We start from the raw sequence: 24,480 nt of genomic DNA, 5'->3' as shown, positions 1-24,480 counted from the left end.
AACACACTGCCCATATGTTGTACAGCATTTTGTATAATTATTTTATCTTTTTTCGCAAATTTTAGTCATTTTAGACAATTTTCAAACATTTCTTGTCATTTTTACAAAATCACCTCCATTATTTTGCATTCTTTTTTCCTGACAGACAAAATAGATTTGCAAATTCCCTGCATATGGTTATAATATTAGGAAGAAATCTTTTCTCAAGAAACGAAATTATAAGTCAGGCAGGTAAAGAATTATGTATTCATTAAATTTTGAAGAACCTATTCATGTACATTTTATCGGTATTGGCGGTATCAGTATGAGTGGTCTTGCAGAAATCTTGCTGGAAGAAGGTTTTACCATTTCCGGTTCTGATGCAAAGCAGTCTGCGCTTACCGACAGCCTTGCAAAAAAAGGCGCAGCCATTTACATTGGCCAGAAAGCATCTAACTTATCCATCCGTCCTGCACTGGTTGTCTATACTGCTGCCATCCGCGAGGACAATGAGGAATTTAAAGCAGCCGTAGATGCCGGTATTCCAATGCTTTCCCGTGCAGAACTGCTTGGACAGATTATGGATAACTATGAGAAATCCATTGCAGTTGCCGGTACCCATGGAAAAACCACTACCACATCCATGATTTCACAGATTCTTCTTGTTGCAAAGGCTGACCCTACAATCAGTGTTGGTGGTATCTTAGAAGCAATCGGTGGAAATATCCGCGTAGGTGGTTCAGAAGTATTCATTACCGAGGCCTGCGAATATACCAACAGTTTCCTGCATTTTCATCCGAAATACAGTATCATCACCAGTGTGGAAGCTGAGCATCTCGACTTCTTCAAAGATATCGATGATATCCGCCGTTCTTTCCATGAATTTGCCGGAAATACTGCACATGATGGTGTATTAATCATCAACGGCCAGATTGCAGCTTTAGATCAGATTACCAACAATTTGTCCTGTAGCGTCACTACTTATGGTTTATGCGAAAACGATGACTTTTATGCTAAAAATATTACTTATAATGACCATGCCTGCGGCACATATACTCTGATGCACAAAACCGAAGACTTAGGAACCGTTTCCTTAAGTGTTCCAGGCAAGCATAATGTCTCCAATTCACTGGCTGCCATTGCGCTTTGCTTAAATCTCGGTCTTCCTTTGGATGTTATCAAAAAGGGACTGCTTCAGTTTGGCGGCACCAAACGTCGTTTTGAATACAAAGGAACAAAGAACGGTATCACCGTTATCGATGATTATGCCCATCATCCGACTGAAGTAGCTGCTACATTAACCGCAGCCCGGAATTATCCACACGGACGGATTATCTGCGTTTTCCAGCCACACACTTATTCCAGAACCAAGGCATTCTTAAGTGATTTTGCCCGGGTACTTTCCATGGCAGATATTGTAGTCCTTGCAGACATCTATGCAGCCAGAGAGAAAAATACGATCGGAATTTCTTCCAAAGACCTTTTGGCAGAGCTTCAGAAAAACGGTCAGGAAAGTTATTACTTCCCGTCTTTTGATGAGATTGAAAAATTTTTATCGGAAAAATGCATAAACAATGATTTGTTGATAACTATGGGGGCCGGAGACGTGTATCTTATAGGAGAACACCTGCTTCAGCAGTAGTTATCCACATTATCCACATCGTAATTCACATTTTTGTGAATTATGGATGTGGATTTTTTTGTTTACATAATGTATTTTTGAAAATCACCATTCTATCTGCATTAACCGCCAAACTGCTCCCATTTCAGTTACCATAATGCACTTTCAAAAGAAAGTTATCCACATTATTCACAATTCTGTGCAAATGTGGAAACCCTTGATTTTACTGGATTTTTGGTTAAAATAAGACTTCTCAATTTTAGATTCATATGCTATAATGTGGTCGGTGAAAGAGGGAGTTCTTATGACAGACATAACATTACATACGAAAAGCAAATCCACGGTTACCTGCGTATCCAATACCTTTATTGATGAGTATATGGCAGATGCCAATGGAGAATTTGTAAAAATTTATTTATATTTACTCCGCTGCATCAACGCAGCTGAGAATTTTTCCATTTCTAAGATGGCTGATAAATTTGACCATACAGAAAAGGATATTAAACGTGCCTTAAAATACTGGGAGAAGAAACACTTACTCCAGTTAGAATATAATTCCAGCGAACAGCTTACCGGCATCTGCCTGTGTGAGCCTGTTTCTGCGGTTACGCAGGATTCTGAACATGTGGAAAAGCCTACGGAAGTATCTTCTGTAGATATCCGTCCATCCTATACGAAAGACCAGATTCTGTCTTTCCAGAACGATGAGGCTTCCAGTGATTTATTATTCATTATTGAACGCTATATCGGACATCCTTTGTCCATCAAGGATTATGAAACCATTCTTTACTGGTCAGATGAATTGAAATTCTCCACAGACCTGATTGAATATCTGGTAGAATCCTGTGTGGACAACGGTCATAAGAGCATCCGCTATATGGACAAGATTGCCCTTTCCTGGTCTGCTTCTTCTATCCGTACTGCGGAGGATGCCAGACGTTCTTCCAGTGCCTATAAGCAGACACATTATGGTGTCATGAAGGCATTTGGAATCAGCGGCAGAAAACTGGCTGAATACGAACTTGAACTGGTAGATAAATGGACCAGCCAGTTTGGATTTACACTGGATATCATTTCCGAGGCATGCAAACGGACACTGCAGGCGACAAATCAGCCAAGCTTCCAGTATGCCGATACCATCTTAGAGAACTGGCATAAATGCAATATCCACCATTTAGAGGATATTGCTATATTAGACACTGCTTACAAAAAAAGCAAGGCATCTTCTTCCCGCAATGTCACCGTAAACAAGACTGCCGCCAACCGGTTTAACAATTTTTCACAGCGTACCTATAATTTTGAACAGCTTGAAAAACAGCTCTTAAATAATTAAGACACTTTTTTCAGGAATACTAAAGGAGCATTTCATGTCTCTTAATAATTCACAATACGATACTTTAATCCGGCAATATAATGCCAGACAGTTTCACAATCAGCATCTTCTGGATGAACGCATTCAGGAAGTCTACGGAAAATGTCCGCGCCTTACAGAAATAGACAACGAGATTTCTTCCATCTCAGTAGCAAGTGCAAAACAGCTTTTATCTGATGATGGAGCAGAAGATTCCTCTGTTCTCTCTTCATTAAAAGAACAGCTTGCTGCTCTTCGCAGGGAGAAACAGAATCTGATTGCTTCTCTGGGTTATCCGGCTGATTATCTGGAACCGGTTTACACCTGTAAGGACTGTAAGGATACCGGTTATATTGGGAATGAACGCTGTCATTGTTTTGTACAGGCTGCCATTGATTTAGTCTATACGCAGTCTAATGTAAAAGATATTTTAGCCAAAGAGAATTTTTCGAATTTCTCTTATGCATACTATTCCAAAGAGCAGATAAATCCCACAACCGGATTATCTGCTTATGATACTGCAAAAAAAGCTGTTGCAGACTGTAAGTCCTTTATTGAGCATTTCGATACCTCTTTTGAAAATCTCTTTTTCTATGGAGCAACCGGTGTCGGTAAGACTTTTCTTTCAAACTGCGTTGCCAAAGAGCTTTTAGATAAAGGACATTCCGTTATTTATTTTACAGCCTTCCAATTATTTGATATATTTGAAAAGGACACTTTCCAGAAGGACGCTGCAGCTTCTGCTGCCGGGCAGAATATCTTCGACTGTGATCTTTTAATCATTGATGACCTTGGAACCGAACTTGCCAACTCCTTTACGGCATCCCGGCTTTTCCTGTGTCTGAACGAACGTATGCTGCGTCAGAAATCAACATTGATTTCTACGAATTTAAGTATCGACCAGCTTGCTGATGTATATTCCGAGCGTATCTGCTCCCGCATCTTCAGCAGCTATACGATGATCAAGCTTTTTGGGGACGATATCCGGCTTAAGAAAAAGCTGCATTAATTACGCATTCAATTAGATGCTATATCTATTGAACTATATAAGATAAATTATTTCTATGGAGGAACCTATTCATGTCAAACAGTGAAAGAAACTTAGAAACCCTTCCTACTGGTTCTCTTGGAATTATTCCATTACAGAGCTGCCAGGAATTAGGAGAAAAAGTTGACAAATACCTTGTCAAATGGAGAGACGAAAGACAGCATCAGCACCAGAATGATGCAGCTTTTATGGGCTACAAACGTGATTCTTATATCATTGAAGCAGTTACCCCTCGTTTTGGTTCAGGCGAGGCAAAGGGAATGATCAAAGAAACTGTTCGTGGTTATGACCTTTATCTTATGGTTGATGTCACCAACTACAGCCTTACTTATTCTCTGTGCGGTCAGACAAACCATATGTCCCCAGACGATCATTATCAGGATTTAAAGAGAATTATTGCTGCAATTGGCGGCAAGGCAAGAAGAATTACTGTTATCATCCCATTCCTTTATGAAAGCCGCCAGCATAGAAGAAGCACCAGGGAATCTTTAGACTGTGCACTGGCTTTACAGGAACTGGTTGCCATGGGCGTTGACAACATTATTACATTTGATGCACATGACCCTCGTGTCCAGAATGCAATTCCTTTAAAGGGTGGTTTTGAAACTGTTCAGCCTGCATACCAGTTTATCAAAGGTATCTGCAAAAACGTTCCTGACTTACAGATTGATTCTGACCACATGATGATTATCAGCCCGGATGAGGGTGGTACCGGACGTGCAATTTATCTTTCCAGTGTACTTGGTCTGGATATGGGTATGTTCTACAAACGTCGTGATTACAGCAGAATTGTTGACGGACGTAACCCTATTGTCGCACATGAATTTTTAGGTTCTTCCGTAGAAGGAAAAGATGTTCTGATTATCGATGATATGATTTCTTCCGGAGAAAGCATGATTGACGTTGCAACCGAACTAAAGAAGAGAAAAGCAAACAGAATCTTTGTCGTTGCAACCTTCGGACTTTTCACCAATGGTCTGGAAAAATTCGATAAAGCTGTAGAAGATGGAACTATCTACCGTGTAGTTACCACCAACCTGACTTATCAGACTCCGGAGCTTTTAAGCCGTCCATATTATATCAACTGTGACATGAGCAAATATATTGCTTATATTATTGATACATTGAATCATGATGCTTCTATCAGCGAGCTCTTAGATCCAAACGAGCGTATCCAGAAGCTTATAAAGAAATATAAAGCTAATCAGAAAAAGAAATAAATAACAACAGCAAAAATGGCTTCGGAATTCCGAAGCCATTTTAATATCATGGGCAAAATAAAACTAGAATAAGTTAACCTTGCCTGCATATGTATCGTTTATAACATAGTATGCTGCATATTCTTCCGGTTTTAAATAAACCTTTAAAGACTTGATGCTGGATGCTCTGTGTCCGTCTGCTGTGAAAGCTTCTTTTGCTCTCTCAATCACGTTTGCAACAACATCTTCATTACCATCAAACTGAACAAATACTTCCGGTACAAGTTCTTTCTTCTCTACCTTAGTAGTTTTCTTAGCCGCTGCTTTCTTGGTTGCTTTCTTTGCGGTAGTCTTTGCTGCTGCTTTTACAGTTGTCTCTGCTTTCTTTGCTGTCTCCTCTGCCTTCTTAACTGTCTCTTCCGCTTTCTTTACTACGGTTTCTGCTTTCTTCGCTACAACTTCTTTTGCTTCTGCCTTAACCTCTTCTGCCTTAACTACTGCCTTTGTCTCTGTAGCTTTTACTGCTGCCTTTACTTCGGCTGCTTTTTCAACTGGTCTCTTCTGCATTATAATTCCCTCCCTGAAAATTAATCACACACTAAAAACTTCTCCATTGCTAATAGGGCTTCTTCTTCATCATTTCCCTCTGCAACAATGTTAACCGTCATTCCTTTGGACGGATTAAATGCCATAATTCCCATGATGCTCTTGGCATTAATTTTACGGTTATCACTTTCCAGAGTAATATTGCTGTCAAACTGGCAGGCAACCTGAACCAACTCTGCAATTGGATTATCGTGTTTTTTTGAAACGTTTGAAACTGTAACTTCTTTTCTACTCATGTTATCTTCCTCGCTTCTAAGTAGTACAATTAGTACAAAAGTTAATATATCCTACACGAACAGATTTTGCAATAGACTTTGTGAAAATACAGCACTAATACCGAAACTGCCAAAAAACTTCGGCTTTTTTTAGGCAATTTTATACGTTTTTTGCGTCTTTTTCACGCCTGTCTCTGCCTGCATCCCTATTCTGCCATTTTCATATAAGCAAAATATACATTACCTGCTGTATCAAATAAATTCTGTGCATCCGTCATTGACATCTTCTCTGTTGCACCGGTTGCCGGATTATAAATATAGACTCCTGCGTTATCATAGCCTGTAATCAATACAGCTTCGCTTCCACTGTTCATGGCAAATACCGGTGTTCCCAGATTGACATAATATAACACTGCATCCAGATCGCTTCCGGTCAAATCAATGACTACAGAGTCCTGCAGGGTATCCTTTAAAATTTGTTTTGGTGTATTTCCGGATGTCATCAATTCTCCTACACCAACATTTAATCCCTGCATCGAAAGCATACCATTGATTGCTTTTGCTATCGTTGTTCCGGATGCGTCTGCATCACCTATTGTAATCGTCAGTGGTGACTGGGAAGATTTTCTTGCCCTCTTCCAGATATACTGCTGTCTGCTTCCTACCACAACGCCCACATTATCATTTGCCACTGCAATGGCTTTTGCCGCATTATCTGTTGCCAGCACTACTCTTCCGGCAGAATAAGCATAATAATAATCTGTCTCTTCCGGCTCTTTCAGATTCACATTTCTCGGTGACTCCAATACAATCCGTTTCGGAGTCAGAAGACGATCCGAGCTTATCTCTTCTTCCTGTAATAATTGCAGCTGCAGCTGCGTCTGTTTTCGTTCCGTTACCGTACTGTGAATGCTGACTACTTCTGCAGAATCTCCCTCACGATTCATAATCGTATCCTGTTCTGCCGGAACATAAGCCATACCGTTATATTGTTCCCGGTTCAGATAAATAGTATAATCCACAACTTCTACAGACGCTACATAATATCCATCCTTATGATAATCTTTTAACACTCCGTGTTCTTCATCATCCGTATCTACAATATAAATATGATTCATCGGGAACTGTACATTTCCGGCAGAATCTGTATACACATCACTGTCATCTGCCTCTCCATAGATAAAATCATCTTCCATAAATGCCAGTGGCCGGATATACGTTCCTGCTGCCGCTGCCACTTCAAAGCTTTTCGAATTCTCCAGATTCAGAACAGTAATTTTCGAACCGCTGTCACTGTTGCCATCTGCAATATAAGCAACAAACTGGTTATTCTCTGATACCGCATAATTTCCTGTTTCAAATCCGCTGACTACTTCCTTTTCTTTGGTAGTAGCAAGATTAATCTCATACAGTGTCCCACCCATCATAATGTAGAACATTCCACTTTCATTTTCATACATCAGCTGTCCCAGTTCTGATTTCAGCACTTCGTAAGAGTGGGTGGATGGTATAAACAGTTCCTCTTCTACTGTATTTGCCACGCTGTCATAATGATAAACACCTACACCCACCTGACCTTCGTGGTTTCCCCTGTTCATATAACCATACACAACAAAATCAGCACTTCCTGTTTCATCCACCTTAATAATCCGGATATCATGTTCCTTATGATTTTCCCTGGAATCAATCCCCTCATAACCACGGAAGCTGAACACCTGGGAAAGCTTTTTTTCTGTCGCATTGTAACACCAGAGTTCTCCTTCTTTTACAAAACAGAGAATACTTCCTGTCTCATTACTCTTATATTCCACATCGGACGAACATATTCCAAGCTGTAAATAATTCTCATAAAAATCATCATTCTCTGCCCGGAAAATTTCATCCATGGTTCTCTCAAAATTCAATAGATACATCCGGTCATTGGTATAACGGACACGGTAATATTCTTCTACATTATAATATTCCAGTTCCCCATTATCTCCGGTTGCCGTCACTACATAATCCAATAGAATTACATTATAGGAATTATTGATTTCTTTGATGCTTACCGATGGGTCCGTCAGAACGGTCCCATTGAATTTATCCCATGTTACCTGTCGCAGTGTGGAATGAATACTGACATTGGCAAGTGTGGTATTATCCGCAGAAGAATCCGGTTCCATATAAGTTGCCAGAGAGCCGCTTCCATCCTCCTGAAATGTTTTTTCATGGAAATCTTTTGCAAAATCAATGCTTTCCTTCACATAACAATCCTGCGGTTCAATAATCCTTGTATAATAATTTAAAGTATCATCCCCATGCAGTAAATGTATAATCAACAGATATTCTGCATTGGAATCCAGAAGATTCTGAATCGGAAGGTCTGCTGTAATCACTCCATTCTTCTGGGAATAACTATCTACCTTCGCATCTGCAATAAGACGCTTAGTATCCATACTCCGGATCTCATAGGAAAGTTCATCCACTGCATAGCTTCCATTCTGAACGCGGATTGGAAGCAGCCTGTCCGTATCAATCGGCGTAATGCTGTCCCTCATGTAAACTGCATTCATTTCATCTACATACCCGTAGAGTTCATTGATTTTCTGCTCTTTATAATAAAGCTGGACAGTCGGCAGCGTTGCCTCCTCCAGTTCTGTTGTCATATCGGGATTTGTTTTATTTGTCAAAAAGCTAAACACTACGGTTGATACCAGAAACACACCTGCTAACACCAGTGCCCGAATCATTCCTTTATTCATCTGTATTCCTCATCTTCCTAAACTACGAAAAACACGCTTTGCGAGTTTCTCGAGTTATCGCGGTGCTCGTCAAATCTGCATGCAGGCATGCGATTTTTCTCGCTACTCACGTAAACAAACAATATAGCCATCAAAAAACGACAGCTATATTGTAATTCCTTTTTTGCAAAAGCTCAACCTCTATTTTATTATCCGCTACCAGCATCTGCGGCAGCGTCTGTAACGGCATCTGCGGTAAAACATCTCATGAAACAGAAGAATTTCCGGAGCATCCATTCCTTCCCGGCTTTCCCCAAGTCCCGCCTTATCACGGATTCTCTTACAAATCTGCCGCAACATCAGCCGGTCCGGATACTCGTCAAACATGAGACTTCCCTCATATTCCATCTTATCGCATTCTTCTTCCACCAGCTCCTGCACTTTTCTTATCTCCAGCGGATACATCTCTTTCATGCGGTCTAAATCCCTCTGATATTCTAACTCCGTCATGTAAAGATTCTGGATTGGATTTGTCATGTAAAAGGGCTGTTTGCCTGGCATCTGCTGCTGTTGCATCTTAAAGAAAATATCCTGATTATAATCCAATGTTTCCTTCTCTCCTGATTCTCATCAGTATAATATATGCAGCAGAGACTGTTTGTTGACGGCAAAAATGCTGTTATCTGTTTGTTTCCAACGACATCAGAAATAATACCGCTGTCAGTTCCTTTGGGAACATGGCATGCAGTTTCAGAATTTCTTTTGACGTCAGTGTGTCCTGTTGTGCCGCATAATATGCAGCCGCAGCTACCAGCATTTCTTTTCCAAAGTTTTTAACCTCTGCAATCAGTCCTGCCGGCTCCCTTAATTTATGTGCAATGATACATTCTGTCACCTGTCTCAACTCTGCATCTGCCAACTTCTTATGAAGTGTTTCCACAAAATGTTCCATGGAATATTCAATTGCTGCATCTACATCAAATACCTCTCCACAGATTTCTGCCGCTGCAAGGAAATATTCCCTCGGTGACATTTTCTCCTTTTCACTTCGTTCTGCCAGAAGTGTATGTACTTTATTAAATTCGCTTTTCTTAGCAAAACGTTTTACCGGCATTTCATCCCTTACCAGTAAATCCAGTTCTGTCATCCGATACAAAAAGTGATCCATTGCCCTGCGGTATTTCTCCATGGATTCCTTTTCAAAGGTATATACATAGCCATAATATTTTCCATAAACCTTCATGGTATCCTGGTATCCCATTCTGGCATTTGCCATTAAAAGAGCATGGTCAAAATTCATCATGGTTCCAAGGGAGCGGCTTGGCTTGATATAAGTTACATACGGCCGCTTTGCATAGGCATCGTGTGCCGGTGATGTATGTAAATCAACAGCAATAATCTGCTGTGCTCCCATTCGGATAGCAAGGTCAATCGGAAGATTATCATAATAGCATCCATCCAGATACGTTGTCTCTCCGATTTTATGCATCGGAAATAATGGAAAAATTGCAGAAGATGCCAGAATATAATCTTTCATAAGTCCTTCCGGAATGTCACGCTTTGCCAGTTCGCAGGGTTTTAAAGACGGAAATTCCACCGTAACCAATCCAAAATCTGTCTTTGATTTCCGAATCTTATCCTCTTCTATCAGTGTTTCAATAAAAGCAGTAAAAGGTGAAATATCTGCACCTTTATTCTTTATATATTTTTTCAGGAATGGACCAATTGCCTCTCTCTGGTCATACATGCCCTCTATGGTATCCGTCAGATTGATTCCATCCTCCATCATATCTTCCATGGTTATGGTGCTCCATAGTTCATAAGCCCTGTCATAATCTCCCGTTGCCATTAAGGCTCCGTTAATGGAACCTATGGATGTTCCGGTTACAATCTGATAATCGATACCAAGTTCATTTAATGCTTTCCAGACTCCCAGTTCATAAGAGCCTTTCGTACCGCCTCCACTTAATGCAATTCCACGTTTCATATAAGTCCTCCTCCGGTTATCTCCCGGCTTCTGCCTTTCTTTTAAGAAAGCCAGACTGTCAGTTTCTCTCCATTGAATGCGAACTCATTTTTACGTCCTTTGTAACATATCACAAATTTCTTATATACTTTTTCATAACCTTTATGCAGCATCCGGACCGTGAATGTCTCATCCTTTGTGATGGTCATCTCATATTCATTATATACACCATCCTGATATGTAAAATCTTCTCCGTCATCCTGATAATGCACATAACGGTCTTCTCCCGGATATACATCAAGAATCAGGGTATCCAGTTCAATCTCTCCCACATACTGCATCGGTTCAAAACATGGGATAATGCTTCCTGCTTTTACAAAAACCGGACATACATCAAGAGGTGCATCTTTTACAATATACTGCTTTCCGGTATATTTTTCCCTTGTATCATAGTCATACCAGATTCCCTCCGGCAGATACAAAAGCTTCTTCGTCATTCCCTGCTCTACTACAGGGGCTACCAGCATATGCTCTCCAAACAGGAATTCTCCATTGAGATTCCAGGTTTCTTTATCTTTCTCATAATGCAATACCAGTGGACGGATTACCGGCATACCATTCTGCTCCGTCTCATGGAATAAATCATAAAGGTATGGCAGTAATTTATAGCGAAGTTCAATATATTTCCGGTTAATATTTAATGTCTCTTCTCCGAAAAGCCACGGCTCCTGTCTGGTAGAGCCCTTGGAAGAATGATTCCGGAACAACGGTGAAAAACAGCCGACCTGTACCCATCTTGACAACAGCTCCGGCGTCACATCTGCACCGAATCCACCTACATCTGTTCCGATAAATACCATACCGGATAATCCCAGATTGCACATCTGCGGAATTGCCATCCGCAGGTGCTCCCACAGGCTCTGATTATCTCCTGTCCATGCTGTGGTATACTTTTGGGAACCACTGTAACAGGCACGGGTGATTACAAATGGTCTTCTGCCGTCCTGTTTCTTCAAGCCTTCATAGGTAGCCTTTGCCATCAGATGTCCATAGACATTGTGCATCTGGCCATGGTCACATGGTCTGTCTTCGTCTGTAAATACGACATCTTCCGGCAGTTCTCCACGAAAGCTTGCCGGCTCATTCATATCATTCCATACACCGCGGACGCCTAAGTCCACAAGATATTTCTGCTTCTCTCCCCACCACTGTCTTACCTTCGGATTTCCAAAGTCAGGGTATACCGCATCTCCAGGCCATACTGCATTTACATAGGTATCTCCTTCCGGTGTCTTGGCAAAATATCCCTGTTTCATGCCTTCATCATACATATCATAACCTGGGTCTAATTTGACACCCGGGTCAATGATGGTAACAATTTTAAATCCTTTTTTCTTTAAATCCTCAATTACTTCACCAGGTCTGCCAAAGTCCTTTTCATTCCAGGTAAAGACCCGGTAGCCATCCATATAGTCAATATCCAGATGAATCGTATCAATCGGAATCTTTAATGCACGGTATTTATCCGCAATTGCGCGGATCTCTGCGGAAGTCTCATATCCCCAGCGCGACTGATGATAGCCTAATGTATAAAGCTGCGGAAGCGGTGTTCTTCCGGTCAGATAAGTATAATCAGCTACTACCTCCGGCATATTATCCCCGGCAATAAAATAATAATCCAGATTGCCACGGTCTGAGCCAAAGAAATAGTATTCCGCATTTTCTTTTGCCAGATCAAAATAAGTCTTACAGGTATTATCAAAAAAGATTCCGTATACGCAGCTTTCACGCAGTGTTATAAAGAACGGGATTGATTTATACAATGCTTTAAAGGCTTCCGTATGCGCCGCCGGATTATCCGTATTCCACATCTCATAATCATAATTCTTCTTATTTAATACCCCTGCTTTATCACCAAAGCCATAGAAGGCTTCGTCTCCTTCCATGCGTTTTACAGCCTGCACATGATAATTCTTATCTGTCGCCTGTGGCACCTCATGTCCCTCTGCTTTTAAGAATTCGATAAATTTCTCACTAATCTGTGTTGCAAATTTCCTTCCACCACGATAGTCCGCACAGAGAAGCTGTCCATTCACATCATAAAAATCCACCATAAAATTATCATATACGCGTATGATTAATTTTGCAGTCCGAACCTCAAGATAGTCAATTCCTTCCTGCACATCAAAATGTATATGCTTTGACTTTTCTCCCTCGATGGCTTTTGAACGATGTTCCTCACATTCGAACGGAACAAACACATTTACAATGTTATCTGTCAGAACCTCTAAACTTCCCTTGCCATATTCAAATGCAAAATGAATGATTCCATTCTCCACATAATAAGATTTTCTTTTTCCCAGCATACTTTTTTCCTCCGCTTTTGCTTATATCAGCAGCAATGTGCCACCCACTATCATAAGTAATCCAAAGAATGCCTTTGGCTGTAGTCTTTCATTTAAAAACACAGATGAAAATACAATTGTAACTACAATACTTAGTTTATCAATCGGCACCACTACACTGGCTTCGCCCAGCTGCAATGCCCGGTAATAACAAAGCCAGGATGCTCCGGTCGCTATTCCGGATAAAATCAGAAACATTCCATCCCGGAAGGTCATACTCCGGACCTGTTTCTGTTTCTTTGTCACAAATACTACCACCCATGCCATAACAAGTACCACTCCAGTACGATATGCCGTCCCGAGATTGGAATTCACACCATCTATTCCCACCTTGGCAAGGATGGATGTCAGGCTGGCAAATACCGCCGACAGCAGTGCATAGATAAGCCATGCCCGGCTCTTTGTGCCACTGCTTTTCTTTCTGGTAATCATGAGCATCGTTCCAACGCCAATCAATACCATGGCAATGATTTTCTTCTCGTTCAGTCTTTCATTTAAGAAAATGACTGCCAGAATCATCGTCAGGATTGTACTGGATTTATCAATCGGTGTTACTTTATTTACATCTCCTAGCTGCAATGCCCGAAAATAGCAAAGCCAGGATGCCCCGGTCGCTATTCCGGATAATGTAAGATAAATTAACGTCCGCGTTCCTATACTTCCGATTGGAGTATAAGATCCGGTAAGCCGTACCATAATCCATGCAAACATCAATACTACAATCGTCCGGATTGCTGTTGCAAGATTCGAGTCTATTTTCTTAATTCCAACTTTTGCCAATATTGCCGTAATACCTGCAAAAAAAGCAGAGCCACATGCATATGCAAGCCACATATCTATTCCTCTTTTCTATTATCCCGGGAAAATTCTGTCTTAATCTGCACTGCAGCAGACTTTATTTTTACCACCCACTTTTGCATCGTTCAAATACAGATGCCACTTCACTTAATATCCATACCCGTCATAATATTTCAAATATTATCTTATTCCATTCTTCCGCCTCTTTCGGTATTTCTCTTCTCTTGTTTGTTCTTTCCTGCACCCTTCATTCCCCATACATATCCTATTTCAGAAATCCATTTACAATCTGCTCCTCTGCCTCTTTTTCAGACAGTCCCAGTGTCATCAGCTTAATCAGCTGTTCTCCTGCTATTTTTCCAATTGCTGCCTCATGAATCAATGCTGCATCGATATCATTCGCTGCAAGAGACGGAATTGCCTCCACCTTTCCATTGTCCATGATGATGGCATCACATTCTGTATGTCCGCTGCATGCATTATTACCACGAATATAAGAAACAAACTTCTGGTGAGAATCTCCCTTTGCTACCGAACGTGATACCACATTTGCACTGGAATGTGCCCCATTTAAATCTACCGTAAAATCTGTCTCTGCTTTCTGCTGTCCATGAGTCATAATACGTTCATGAATCACAAGGGACGCATCTTCTTTAAGGTCTGCTTCGGTTGTACGGATTGTGGAGTCTACTCCTTTAATCTGAACACTGTCCATATCCATGAATCCGCCTTCTTCCATGTGGATCACGGTAGTTGGATTTAAGACTCTGGCTCCATTTCCATCCCCTTCACCATAATGCTTTTCTACATATTTTACTTTTGCATTCTTTCCTATATAAAAGGTGTGTATTCCATCATGCTGTGATGTCTGGTCTCCGCAGTTGTGGATACCGCATCCCGCAATGATTGTCACATCTGCACCTTCCCCGATATAAAAATCATTATACACCAGGTCCTTTAAGCCGCTTTCACTTAAGATAACCGGAATATGCATACTCTCATTCTTTGTTCCCGGTTTTACATAGATATCAATTCCCGGCTTGTCCTTCTTAGTTACAATATCAATATTTGCAGTTGTATTTCTTGCCTCCAGTTTTCCGTTGTTGCGGATATTATATGCGCCTTCCGGCACGCTGTGCAAATCTGATATCTCTGCTAAAAGATTCTTTTCTATACTGTCCATTTTCTCACCTTTTCCTAGACTAATTTTTCCATCAAAGTAGAGCAGGCTTCACTGCTGCCTAACAGCTTTGGAAGTACTTCTTCCCGGCTTCCGGCTGTGCTTACTTCTCCATCTGCAATTACAATAATCCGGTCTGCAATGTTTAAGATTCTCTCCTGATGTGAAATAATCAGAATCGAGCCATTGATTTTCTGATACATATTCTCAAATACCTGAATCAGATTGTTAAAACTCCAAAGGTCAATTCCTGCCTCCGGCTCATCAAATATGGATAATTTGGTTCCTCTTGCAATTATCATTGCAATCTCGATACGCTTTAACTCCCCACCGGAAAGGCTGTCATTTACCTCCCTGCCAATATAATCCTTTGCGCAAAGTCCTACTTCTGAAAGATAGGAACATGCCTGACTGATGGAAATATCTTTTCCCGATGCCAGTGTAATCAAATCCTTTACGGTCAATCCCTTAAATCTTACCGGCTGCTGAAACGCAAAGCTGATTCCCTTTCTTGCCCGTTCGGTAATGGATAATCCTGTAATATCCTCTCCATCCAATAAAATCTGTCCGGAAGTTGGTGTTACTATTCCGGCAATCAGCTTCGCCAGCGTGGATTTACCTCCACCGTTTGGTCCGGTAATTGCCACAAACCGGTCTTCTATCTTCAGATTGATATTTTTTAATATTTCCTTGTCTGCTGTTTCATCATTTACCTGAAAACTAATGTCTTTTAATTCCAGCATTTCTCTTTCCTCACCTTACTGTCAGATTCACCTATCTGCCTCTCTGCGAACCTGGTTTTTATAAAAAAAGGATAGCACAAAATGGCTTTTTTGCCAACTTCTTTCCCTTCTATTATACATTTTGGATTCTTTTTAATGAAATATTAATAAATTTTTATCGAGATTTACCGTTGTTTTTTTTCTTAAATAGATATATCCTTATTCAGTCAAAAGTAAATTATATGTAAAAAGTGTGTAATCTACTGGGAGGAGAACCATTATTATGAGAGAAAAACATTCTTTTTCAAGTAAGTGTAAGAACTTATTTTTTAAACTAAAAAACAAAATAAATACTTTTAAGAACCGGGAGAAGAAACCACATCCACACCTTGACCGTGCAGTTGTGATTATGAACAAATACTCTTTGGTATTCCATCTGTTACTGTCCTGTTTCCTCGTTCTGGTGATTGAATGTATTTCCAGACGAAATGTGCTTTCTGCATTTTCCTTTATTGCAGGACACACCATTGCTTACCTTTATAACTCATTTATTATTTTTGCAAGTTTATCCCTGGTCTATCTGATTCGAAGAAGAACACTTGCCCGTCTCTTAATCAGCGGCTTCTGGCTTTTCCTTGGAACCATCAATGGTGTTATTCTTTCCAAACGTGTAACTCCATTTGGTTTTACAGATTTGAAATGTCTGTCTGACTTATTTGCCATGCAGAACACCAAATACTTTACCTTTGGTGAAGCACTCGCCGTTATTATCGTAGTCGGTCTTTTCCTGCTTTTCTGTATCTGGCTTTTTATCAAAGGACCAAAATATCAGGGCAAAATCAACTGGATTGTAAGTCCGCTTATGGTTGCTGTTATCTTCCTGATGTTACCGGTAACTACCAAGGCAGCCCAGTCCAATAATATTGTTGCTTCCTATTTTGCCAATATTGCACAGGGCTATGAAAATTATGGTTTTGTCTACGGCTTCTCATCCAGCGTTGTTGACCGTGGTATGAGTAAACCGGACAGTTATTCCGAAGAGCGTATTGCCAAAATAGGGGCTTCCGTTCCGGAAGAAACTACCGAAGCTACCGAAGATGCGCCAAATATTATTGTTGTTTTACTGGAATCCTTTGTAGATCCCTCTGATGTTAAGTTCTTACATACTTCAGAAGATCCGGTTCCAAATTTTCACAACTTATTAAACAACTATTCTTCCGGTTACTTAAAAGTTCCTGTTGTAGGTGCCGGAACAGCCAATACTGAATTTGAAGTATTAACCGGTATGAGCATGCAGTATTTTGGTACCGGCGAATACCCATATAAGACTACTTTAAAAGAAATCGACAGTTGCGAAAGTATTGCTTCCGACCTTGGAAGTCTCGGCTATGGTACACATGTTGTACATAACAACGGTGGTAACTTCTACAGCCGTGCCAATGCCTTCTCCCTGATGGGATTTGACAGCTTCACCAGTAAAGAGTGTATGAACATTCAGGAGTACACACCACTTGGTTCCTGGCCAACCGATAACATCTTAATCAGTGAAACCTTAAAGGCTATGGATTCTACCCCTGACCAGTCAGATCTGGTATATACCATTACCGTACAGGGACATGGTGATTATCCTACTGAAAAGATTCTTGAAAATCCGGAAATTGCAGTAAGCGGTGCTGCAGATGAGGCTTCTAACAATCGGTGGGAATATTACATTAACATGATTCACGAAGTAGATAAATTCATCGGCAACTTAACCGAAGAGCTTTCCAAGCGGGATGAAAAGACCATCGTGGTATTCTTCGGCGACCACCTTCCTACCATGGGACTGACCGATGATGATATGGTATCCGGTGACATTTTCAAAACCAAATATGTTACCTGGAACAACTTTAATTTACCAAAACAGGATGCTGACTGTGCTGCTTATGAATTATTGGCAAACATCACCAACCAGCTTGACATCCACAAAGGAACCATGTTCTCTTACATCCAGAGCCAGAAGGGTTCTGCTTCTTACGACGAGAACTTAGAGAATTTACAATATGACCTTCTTTACGGAAAACGTTATGCTTACAACGGAACAGATAAATATCCAGCAAGTGATCTGGTTATGGGTATTGATGATGTAACGATTAACAGTGTATGGAAATCCGATGACAATAAGTTATGTATTTACGGCTCCGGATTTACTCCTTGGACGAAAATTTATGTCAACGGAGAGAAGGTATCCACTTCCTTCTTAGGAAGCACCATGTTAAAGATTAATCTTGACGACATTGAAGACGGCGATACGATTGTTGCTAACATTGTAGGTTCCAGCAGCACCATCTTCCGAAGCTCCAACGAGTTCCTCTATGAGGATCCGGATGTAGAGCATACGGAAGAGCCTGCTACCGAAACAGAGCAGCCTTCTACTGATACAGAAGGTTCTACCCAGTCCACTGAGAAATCCACTGAGCAGTCCTCTGAACAGTCTTTAAGTGGTGCCGGTACAGCAACTGACCAGTCTGTAGAGCATACAGTCAATACTCCACTGACACAGAATTAAAATAATACACAGAAAGCCCCGATGGGATGAATTCTTCTATCAGATTTCTCCCATCGGGGCTTTGTTATTTCTTTTATTTCACATAATTTTTGTCTACGTTGACCACGATATGATACTGTTCGCCCAGCTTTTCTTTCACCTGATGCTCCAGTTCTTTCAACACTGCTTCATCACTGGAACGATAACCAAATGGAATCACTACATCAAAGATAAGATTGGTATGGGTCGGTCCCTGAACCATACGGAAATCATGCATGGTAATGACCTCATCAATATCCTTCAAAATACCTGTAACCGTTTCTTTTATCCCGGTCAGTTCCTTGCTTCCGGTAATCACCGGATCCATATGTATGACAGCCTCACAATTCAGTTCCCTTTTCAATTTCATTTCTACATTGTCTATCATATCATGTATTACAAGGATATTCATTTCTGCCGGCACTTCCGCATGTAGTGATACCATCAGACGTCCCGGTCCATAATCATGTACGACTAAATCATGAATACCGATAATCATTTTTTCTTCCAGCACCAGATGTTCTATCTCTTTTACGAATTCTTCCTCCGGCGGCTGTCCCAGCAGTGGATTTAAAGTCTCCTTCGCTGCATTAATTCCACCATATAAGATAAACAGTCCTACCGCCACACCACAGTAGCCGTCAATATTGACTGACGTAAATTCTGCAATCAATGTGGTGATTAAAACCACAGATGTGGTAATGCTGTCGCTTAAGCTGTCCATGGCAGTTGCCCGCATAGCCGCTGAATTAATCTTCTTTGCGACTCTCCTGTTGTAGAAGGTCATATACAGCTTTACAGCAATCGATATCAGCAGAATCACGATAATTAATGCAGAGCATTCCGTTGCTTCCGGATGAAGAATCTTTCTGATGGAATCCTGTATCAGTTCCACTGCCATAATTAAAATAACTGCAGCAACCACAAGCCCGGAAACGTATTCCATTCTTCCATGTCCAAATGGATGCTCCGGATCCGGCTTTGCTGCTCCCAGTTTAAAGCCCAGCAATGTTACAATGGATGAGCCGGCATCCGACAGGTTATTAAATGCGTCCGCTGTAATTGCAATGGATTTACTGATGGTTCCCGCAATAAATTTTCCTGTAAATAATAATACATTTAGCAAAATACCTACAATACCGCATAAAATACCGTAGGCAAGCCGTACCTTCTCCGGCTTGTCATCTTCCCGGATAAATATCCGGGCTAATAATGTTATCATAAATCTTCTCCTTTTGCTTCCTTATTTGTTCCGCACTAATTCAATATTTTAAAATTCTTCAGTGGCCAATATCGGAAAATCGCTTTTCCAAGTATTTTATCTTTCTTCACATAGGTATTGGTCCAGTATCTTCCATCATAGGAGTTATTCCGGTTATCTCCCATTACAAAATAGCTGTCCTCCGGCACTTCAAAGGTATATGGTCCTGTAGCTACCGTCCATGTCTCTTTGAGATAATCCTCCTCTAAGAGTTCTCCGTTGACATATACTTTGCCATCTTCTATCTTTACCGTATCTCCCGGACAGCCAATGACACGTTTTACATAGTTCTGGCTCTCATCATCCGGAAACTTAAAGATAATGATGTCTCCCCGCTCCGGTCCGGAAAACAGATATGACCATCGGAATCCAATCAGCTTATCTCCGGTCATGATTGTATTTTCCATGGAACCGGATGGAATCTCTGCATTAATTAACACAAAACGATTTAAAAACATAGCAATCAGCACCGCTGCTACAATCGTAATTACCCAGCTTAGAAATTCCCCTGCCACAGAAGCTGCATTCTTTATATCGGATTTTCTTCCTTTCTTCCTGCGTCTGCCGCCTTCTGAATATTCTTCTTCTGGTTCTTCTAATTCTTCCCGGTTGTCCTCTGGCTCTTCCGGTTCTTCGATATTCTCAAAGTCATCTATATATTCTAATTCTTCATTTCTTTCTTTTTTCTGCATCTAAATTGCCTCCGGTCTCTTTCCTTCCCGTTGTTCGTTCTATTATACTCCAAGCAGGGAAGAAATTCCACTGGAAATGCTTTGCGAGTTTCTCGTGTAAATTAAAAAGTCCCCGAAACATAACGTTTCGGGGATGTTTTCTATGTGTTCAATGACATCTGCGTTCTCTAAGTATTCAATAACATCCACTCGGCTAGGATTCAAACTTCGTCTGCGACTCGTTTTCATCAAGTCTCGGGATGGGCTTTCACACTAAGTTCACGCTTCGCCTATGGCTCGCGTTCTCTAAGTGTTCAATGCCTAGCAAACACCCTGAGCGAGCATAGCCCTCGCTTAAGGTATATCTTATTTACTTACATGCACGCTATTTTGTAACCCACCAGTATACAGCTATTGTCAGACTATTTGGCTTTTCTCGCCCTATAATACACTATTTTTCATACACCGATACATACTTACTCGCTGCTGTAATATATACTCCTGAAATAAGTTTATACATACTTCCGCCACCTACTTTAATAGGTCCTTCTGCAATTGTAAAGACTTCATTTTTTGCCTCACGTTCAACAACAGCACTATCATCCCAACTTGGTTCTTTTCTGACTGCCAAATTATCTACCAGTACTTTCACATACTTTTTCTTCTCGGGCAGTTGTACCGGTGCAACTGGCTTCGATTCAGCCGCTACATAATCAGATAAAGCGTATGCGATTGCTCTGCATACCTCTTCAAACTTCTGTTCATACAGTGCTGCATCCGGATTATTCACAAAGCACACCTCAATAAGCATTGCCTTTGCCTTTGTTTTGCGGATAACATATAATCCGCTTCCGGCTTTTACTCCACGGTTAGTAAATCCAAGTGCTGCAATATGTTCACATACCTCTACAGCATCAGGATACTGTCTGCCCTTGTATGTATAAGCCTCTACTCCATGTCCTGCTCTTGCAGCATCATTGTTAAGATGAATACTAATAAAATAATCCAAATCAGTTGCATTTGCCATTGCTACTACTTTCTGTAAATATGCTGCCTGTGTTGGTGCGGAATCTACTGTGCATGGTACCACCTGCACCCCCGCTGTTGTAAGAAGCTCTGTCAATCTGTTACAGACTCTTCTTGTTTCTGTGCTCTCTGAAATAACTCCAATTGTTCCACTTCCTGCTCCAGAAAGTGTATGTCCTGCATTTAATCCAATTTTCATTTTATATCCCTTCTTTCTTTAGTCTAAGTCAATTTTTTCCATAATGGCTCTCGTTTCAAGAACTGTCAGATACTCTTCCATTGCTCTAATCTGTATATTATATATATTTCTTGGACAAGTAGGGGTAAAATTCAGTTCTCCGGCATCCCACTTTTTAAGCATTGCCTCTAATCCTTTGTATCTGATATCAAGCTGTTTGTATTCTGCTTTAAATCTCTCCTTATAGTCATTGCTCTGCATTAAAACAGATGTTGCCGGCAGTTTGCTTTCGTCATATTTCCGGTATGCATCTTCAAAGATTTCTTTAGGGGACCAGCTTTCATATCCGTCTGGATATCTTACCAGATACCCTTCTTTCTTTGGATTCTCATTTTCCGGTATTTTCCACCCACGGTAATTGTTATAATCACCCAGATTCATTTCCTTTGCTTCAATGATTTTTGTTCCCACATACTTTTTCATCTCTATTCTTCCTCCTTCTCTTCTGTCTTTGAAACCTCTTCCACCTGTGATTTCAGATTTTTCAACAGTGGTAATAAAAACGGTGGAACCGGTGCTCCTATATCCTTGATGTTCTCTAAGATACTGATGATTTCATTACATATAATCCATATAGCCACTACACATGCTATAAGAAATGTAACCTGCATTGTGATTCCTACCGTTGTTGCCGCATACTTAAGTAACTGGTCAATGATTGCACCTACAACCACCAGAAGCCACATGGAAATCTTCTTTGCAATTCCACGAAATCCTCTGTATGAATCTACCGGCTGATTGCGGTACTTGGATGCAAAGATACCTGTTGCATAGTCAATAATGTTGCATGCCACCAATAACAATACCGGTACATACAAGATACCGAGCAGGGATGATAAGAACCCCGTTACTGCTGTTATGATTGCTTTGATTGTGTTGTTATTCATTTTCTTTTCCTCCTTCTTTGTTCATTGCTTCTTTCAATTTTTCAATTTCTTCCTGTTGTATCTGCACCATCTTGATAAGATACGGGACAAGTTTTGAATAATCAATTGCAAGTACCTTATTTTGAATGCCTTTACTTGCATCAAAATCTTCTTCTGAATATCCATCAGGAACAGTAACACAGGATGGGATAATATCAAGTGCATCTTCTGCAATTAATCCTCTCTGATTCTTCTCACCACCAAATTCCTTAATATAGTCAAATTCAATCGGATTTAATAGAAGCACTTTCTTAGCTTCTTCTTCAGGCATATCTACAACGTTTTCCTTTACTAATTTAGAGGAAGGATTTGTAAATGATGCACCATAAACAGGTGTATAAGAACTTCCAGACCAATCTGACTGACAATAAATTGCACTTCCTACTATTGCTGTTCCACCACTTAATGCCCCGAATGTTCCATTTGATTGTAACCTTGCCACTTGGCTACCATTTCCATTGCAAAACTGATGGATTCCACTGTTTGTTAAATAGTTAAAAGTTGAACTTGCATCAATTAAACGACTTGTATAATCTGCTGAACTTCCACCATAGTGGAAATCAATAAATGGTACACCTGCCTGCCCAAATATCTCTATACAAGGTGGATTGTTTGGAAGATAATCGTGTGAATGCGAACTAGGTGGATATGTTGTAGGTTTGCCAGTTATTCCATTCCATGTCGTACTTTTTGCCTTATCTGCAACTGCCGCACTGCTAACCGTCTGCTGCTTAATGTTATCTGTTGTAATTGCTTTTTTCTTAAAGTCTACAAGCTGTTTGGCAAGTGTACCCTCTTCATTTGGATTTTTTTCCCTTCCATCAAGTACATATCCTTCCTGCGTTATATTTTCTCTCTGTGTTATTTTATCGTTCGATATTTTATTTTGGTCTAAATCATAGATTCCCTCATCCATATGATTTAAATTTTCCGCTGATATCAGTGTGGTTTTATCTGGATAATTCTTCCAATTTATTTTTTCATACGCCATTTTATACTCCTTTCGGATAGCCTATCGAATCTATTACATTCTGAAGACTATTAAATAATTCTAGTGTTTTTTCATAATAAACCTTTGCTGAGTTTTTATCTCCGGTAGCGTAATTTTTTGCTTCCGTTGCACTACTCACTGCTCCTTTCGCACTGTTTGCTGCTTCCGTTGCACTTCCGGCCGCTCCTGCGGCACTGTTCTTCGCTTCATCTGCATATCCACTAGCATCTGTCGCACTGTTCGCTGCTCCTGTTGCACTGCTTGCCGCTCCTTTCGCACTGTTTGCCGCTTCCGTTGCACTTCCGGCCGCTCCTGCGGCACTGCTTGCCGCTCCTGCGGCACTGTTCTTCGTTTCATCTGCATATCCACTAGCTTCTGTTACTGACTGGTTTATTAAAGTTATTGCATCATCTGCCTGCTGCCTCAGTGTTTCCTGCATACCTGATATCTCATTCTGATACTCCTCAAGAGCTGTTGCTTTCTCGGTAAATCCGCTTTCCATAGCAGATATATTCCTCTCTGCGTTCTCCGAAAGTGTCTTGTACTGTTCTGCCTGGTTGCAATAGTCTTCTGCCTGAGCAACCTGCTGCACCAATGATTTGTATTCATTTTGAGATTCAATGATATTCGGGTCCAGAATCTTGTTATATACATAGATTACAAACTCCGGCGAAGTAATAACTGCCCCATCCTGCATAGACAGCTCTATCTGTCCAATACATTCGCCCAACACATTAATGGTCTGTGTCGTGACTTCGTACTGTATCTCAGAGCCATCTATTACACAATCGTTGTAGCAAACTTTACCATCTGGCTTCACGATGCTTACTGCCGCCACTAATACATCTGACAAGTCGTATATCTTTCCGCTCTGCATAAGTGTAAAATGCAGGCTTCTTGTCTTTGTATCTCCCTGTCTTACAGAAATCCGGGGGCGTGTCCGTTCATGATCCAGGTCAAGTCGCATATTATTTACGATATTATTCCTCAT

Annotated in this window: 21 protein-coding genes; 5 read left to right on the top strand and 16 right to left on the bottom strand. The window is 40.7% G+C overall.

Going from position 1 to position 24,480, the window contains the following annotated elements; translation table 11 throughout:
- Positions 1–241: 241 nt before the first annotated feature.
- The 4 genes from murC (at position 242) to DWX96_RS00895 (ending at position 5,219) form a co-directional block, all read left to right on the top strand.
- On the top strand, positions 242–1,621 hold the full coding sequence (murC, locus tag DWX96_RS00910) for a UDP-N-acetylmuramate--L-alanine ligase (protein WP_117841362.1): 1,380 nt from the start codon (positions 242–244) through the stop codon (positions 1,619–1,621).
- A 283-nt stretch (positions 1,622–1,904) separates the two neighbouring features.
- The gene (locus DWX96_RS00905; protein WP_118056605.1) at positions 1,905–2,933 is read left to right on the top strand and encodes a DnaD domain protein; all 1,029 of its coding nucleotides are present in this window, start codon (positions 1,905–1,907) and stop codon (positions 2,931–2,933) included.
- A 34-nt stretch (positions 2,934–2,967) separates the two neighbouring features.
- Positions 2,968–3,960 (top strand): ATP-binding protein, encoded by a 993-nt coding sequence (locus DWX96_RS00900; RefSeq protein ID WP_117841363.1) that lies wholly within the window; start codon positions 2,968–2,970, stop codon positions 3,958–3,960.
- Positions 3,961–4,031: 71 nt separating this feature from the next.
- Positions 4,032–5,219 (top strand): ribose-phosphate pyrophosphokinase, encoded by a 1,188-nt coding sequence (locus tag DWX96_RS00895; RefSeq protein WP_022243630.1) that lies wholly within the window; start codon positions 4,032–4,034, stop codon positions 5,217–5,219.
- A 63-nt stretch (positions 5,220–5,282) separates the two neighbouring features.
- Here the strand turns inward: DWX96_RS00895 and DWX96_RS00890 are convergent, their stop codons facing one another.
- The 9 genes from DWX96_RS00890 to DWX96_RS00850 all read right to left on the bottom strand — a co-directional run bounded on the left by DWX96_RS00890 (position 5,283) and on the right by DWX96_RS00850 (position 15,831).
- The gene (locus DWX96_RS00890; RefSeq protein WP_117698652.1) at positions 5,283–5,765 is read right to left on the bottom strand and encodes a DUF6465 family protein; all 483 of its coding nucleotides are present in this window, start codon (positions 5,763–5,765) and stop codon (positions 5,283–5,285) included.
- A 20-nt stretch (positions 5,766–5,785) separates the two neighbouring features.
- The gene (locus DWX96_RS00885) at positions 5,786–6,040 is read right to left on the bottom strand and encodes an HPr family phosphocarrier protein (protein ID WP_117698651.1); all 255 of its coding nucleotides are present in this window, start codon (positions 6,038–6,040) and stop codon (positions 5,786–5,788) included.
- A gap of 185 nt (positions 6,041–6,225) precedes the next feature.
- Positions 6,226–8,760 (bottom strand): hypothetical protein, encoded by a 2,535-nt coding sequence (locus DWX96_RS00880; RefSeq protein ID WP_117841364.1) that lies wholly within the window; start codon positions 8,758–8,760, stop codon positions 6,226–6,228.
- A gap of 195 nt (positions 8,761–8,955) precedes the next feature.
- The gene (locus DWX96_RS00875) at positions 8,956–9,345 is read right to left on the bottom strand and encodes a hypothetical protein (protein WP_117698649.1); all 390 of its coding nucleotides are present in this window, start codon (positions 9,343–9,345) and stop codon (positions 8,956–8,958) included.
- A 73-nt stretch (positions 9,346–9,418) separates the two neighbouring features.
- A complete protein-coding gene (locus DWX96_RS00870; protein ID WP_118056606.1) occupies positions 9,419–10,726 on the bottom strand; it encodes a patatin-like phospholipase family protein in 1,308 nt (435 codons plus the stop codon).
- 41 nt (positions 10,727–10,767) lie between these two features.
- Positions 10,768–13,071: a glycoside hydrolase family 31 protein gene (locus DWX96_RS00865; RefSeq protein ID WP_118056607.1), complete on the bottom strand. Its 2,304-nt coding sequence runs from the start codon at positions 13,069–13,071 to the stop codon at positions 10,768–10,770.
- 21 nt (positions 13,072–13,092) lie between these two features.
- Positions 13,093–13,944, bottom strand: a complete 852-nt coding sequence (locus DWX96_RS00860) for an EamA family transporter (RefSeq protein WP_118056608.1) — start codon at positions 13,942–13,944, stop codon at positions 13,093–13,095.
- A 229-nt stretch (positions 13,945–14,173) separates the two neighbouring features.
- Complete coding sequence (locus tag DWX96_RS00855) at positions 14,174–15,091, bottom strand: SufB/SufD family protein (RefSeq protein ID WP_117698645.1); 918 nt, start codon at positions 15,089–15,091, stop codon at positions 14,174–14,176.
- A gap of 14 nt (positions 15,092–15,105) precedes the next feature.
- Positions 15,106–15,831, bottom strand: a complete 726-nt coding sequence (locus DWX96_RS00850; RefSeq protein WP_117698644.1) for an ABC transporter ATP-binding protein — start codon at positions 15,829–15,831, stop codon at positions 15,106–15,108.
- Positions 15,832–16,093: 262 nt separating this feature from the next.
- On the opposite strand from DWX96_RS00850, the gene DWX96_RS00845 reads away from it, so the two are divergent.
- Entirely contained in the window at positions 16,094–18,358 is a 2,265-nt protein-coding gene (locus DWX96_RS00845; RefSeq protein ID WP_199535167.1) for an LTA synthase family protein, read from the top strand.
- Positions 18,359–18,431: 73 nt separating this feature from the next.
- Here the strand turns inward: DWX96_RS00845 and DWX96_RS00840 are convergent, their stop codons facing one another.
- From DWX96_RS00840 to DWX96_RS00805, 7 genes are all read right to left on the bottom strand, one after another.
- The gene (locus DWX96_RS00840) at positions 18,432–19,598 is read right to left on the bottom strand and encodes a cation diffusion facilitator family transporter (RefSeq protein WP_118056609.1); all 1,167 of its coding nucleotides are present in this window, start codon (positions 19,596–19,598) and stop codon (positions 18,432–18,434) included.
- A 35-nt stretch (positions 19,599–19,633) separates the two neighbouring features.
- On the bottom strand, positions 19,634–20,329 hold the full coding sequence (gene lepB, locus DWX96_RS00835) for a signal peptidase I (protein ID WP_118056610.1): 696 nt from the start codon (positions 20,327–20,329) through the stop codon (positions 19,634–19,636).
- Positions 20,330–20,759: 430 nt separating this feature from the next.
- Complete coding sequence (locus DWX96_RS00830; protein ID WP_117841380.1) at positions 20,760–21,533, bottom strand: N-acetylmuramoyl-L-alanine amidase; 774 nt, start codon at positions 21,531–21,533, stop codon at positions 20,760–20,762.
- An 18-nt stretch (positions 21,534–21,551) separates the two neighbouring features.
- Complete coding sequence (locus DWX96_RS14460) at positions 21,552–21,995, bottom strand: crAss001_48 related protein (protein WP_242988677.1); 444 nt, start codon at positions 21,993–21,995, stop codon at positions 21,552–21,554.
- 2 nt (positions 21,996–21,997) lie between these two features.
- The gene (locus DWX96_RS00815) at positions 21,998–22,459 is read right to left on the bottom strand and encodes a phage holin family protein (RefSeq protein WP_118056611.1); all 462 of its coding nucleotides are present in this window, start codon (positions 22,457–22,459) and stop codon (positions 21,998–22,000) included.
- Positions 22,452–23,489, bottom strand: a complete 1,038-nt coding sequence (locus DWX96_RS00810) for a tail fiber domain-containing protein (RefSeq protein WP_118056612.1) — start codon at positions 23,487–23,489, stop codon at positions 22,452–22,454. Before DWX96_RS00810 ends, DWX96_RS00815 begins: the two co-directional genes overlap by 8 nt.
- Position 23,490: 1 nt before the next feature.
- The gene (locus DWX96_RS00805; protein ID WP_117841383.1) at positions 23,491–24,480 is read right to left on the bottom strand and encodes a BppU family phage baseplate upper protein; all 990 of its coding nucleotides are present in this window, start codon (positions 24,478–24,480) and stop codon (positions 23,491–23,493) included.

Origin of the sequence: Roseburia sp. AF22-2LB, from assembly GCF_003461125.1 — a bacterium.
Lineage (GTDB): Bacteria > Bacillota > Clostridia > Lachnospirales > Lachnospiraceae > Roseburia_C > Roseburia_C amylophila.
This window is presented reverse-complemented; position numbering and strand designations above follow the sequence as displayed.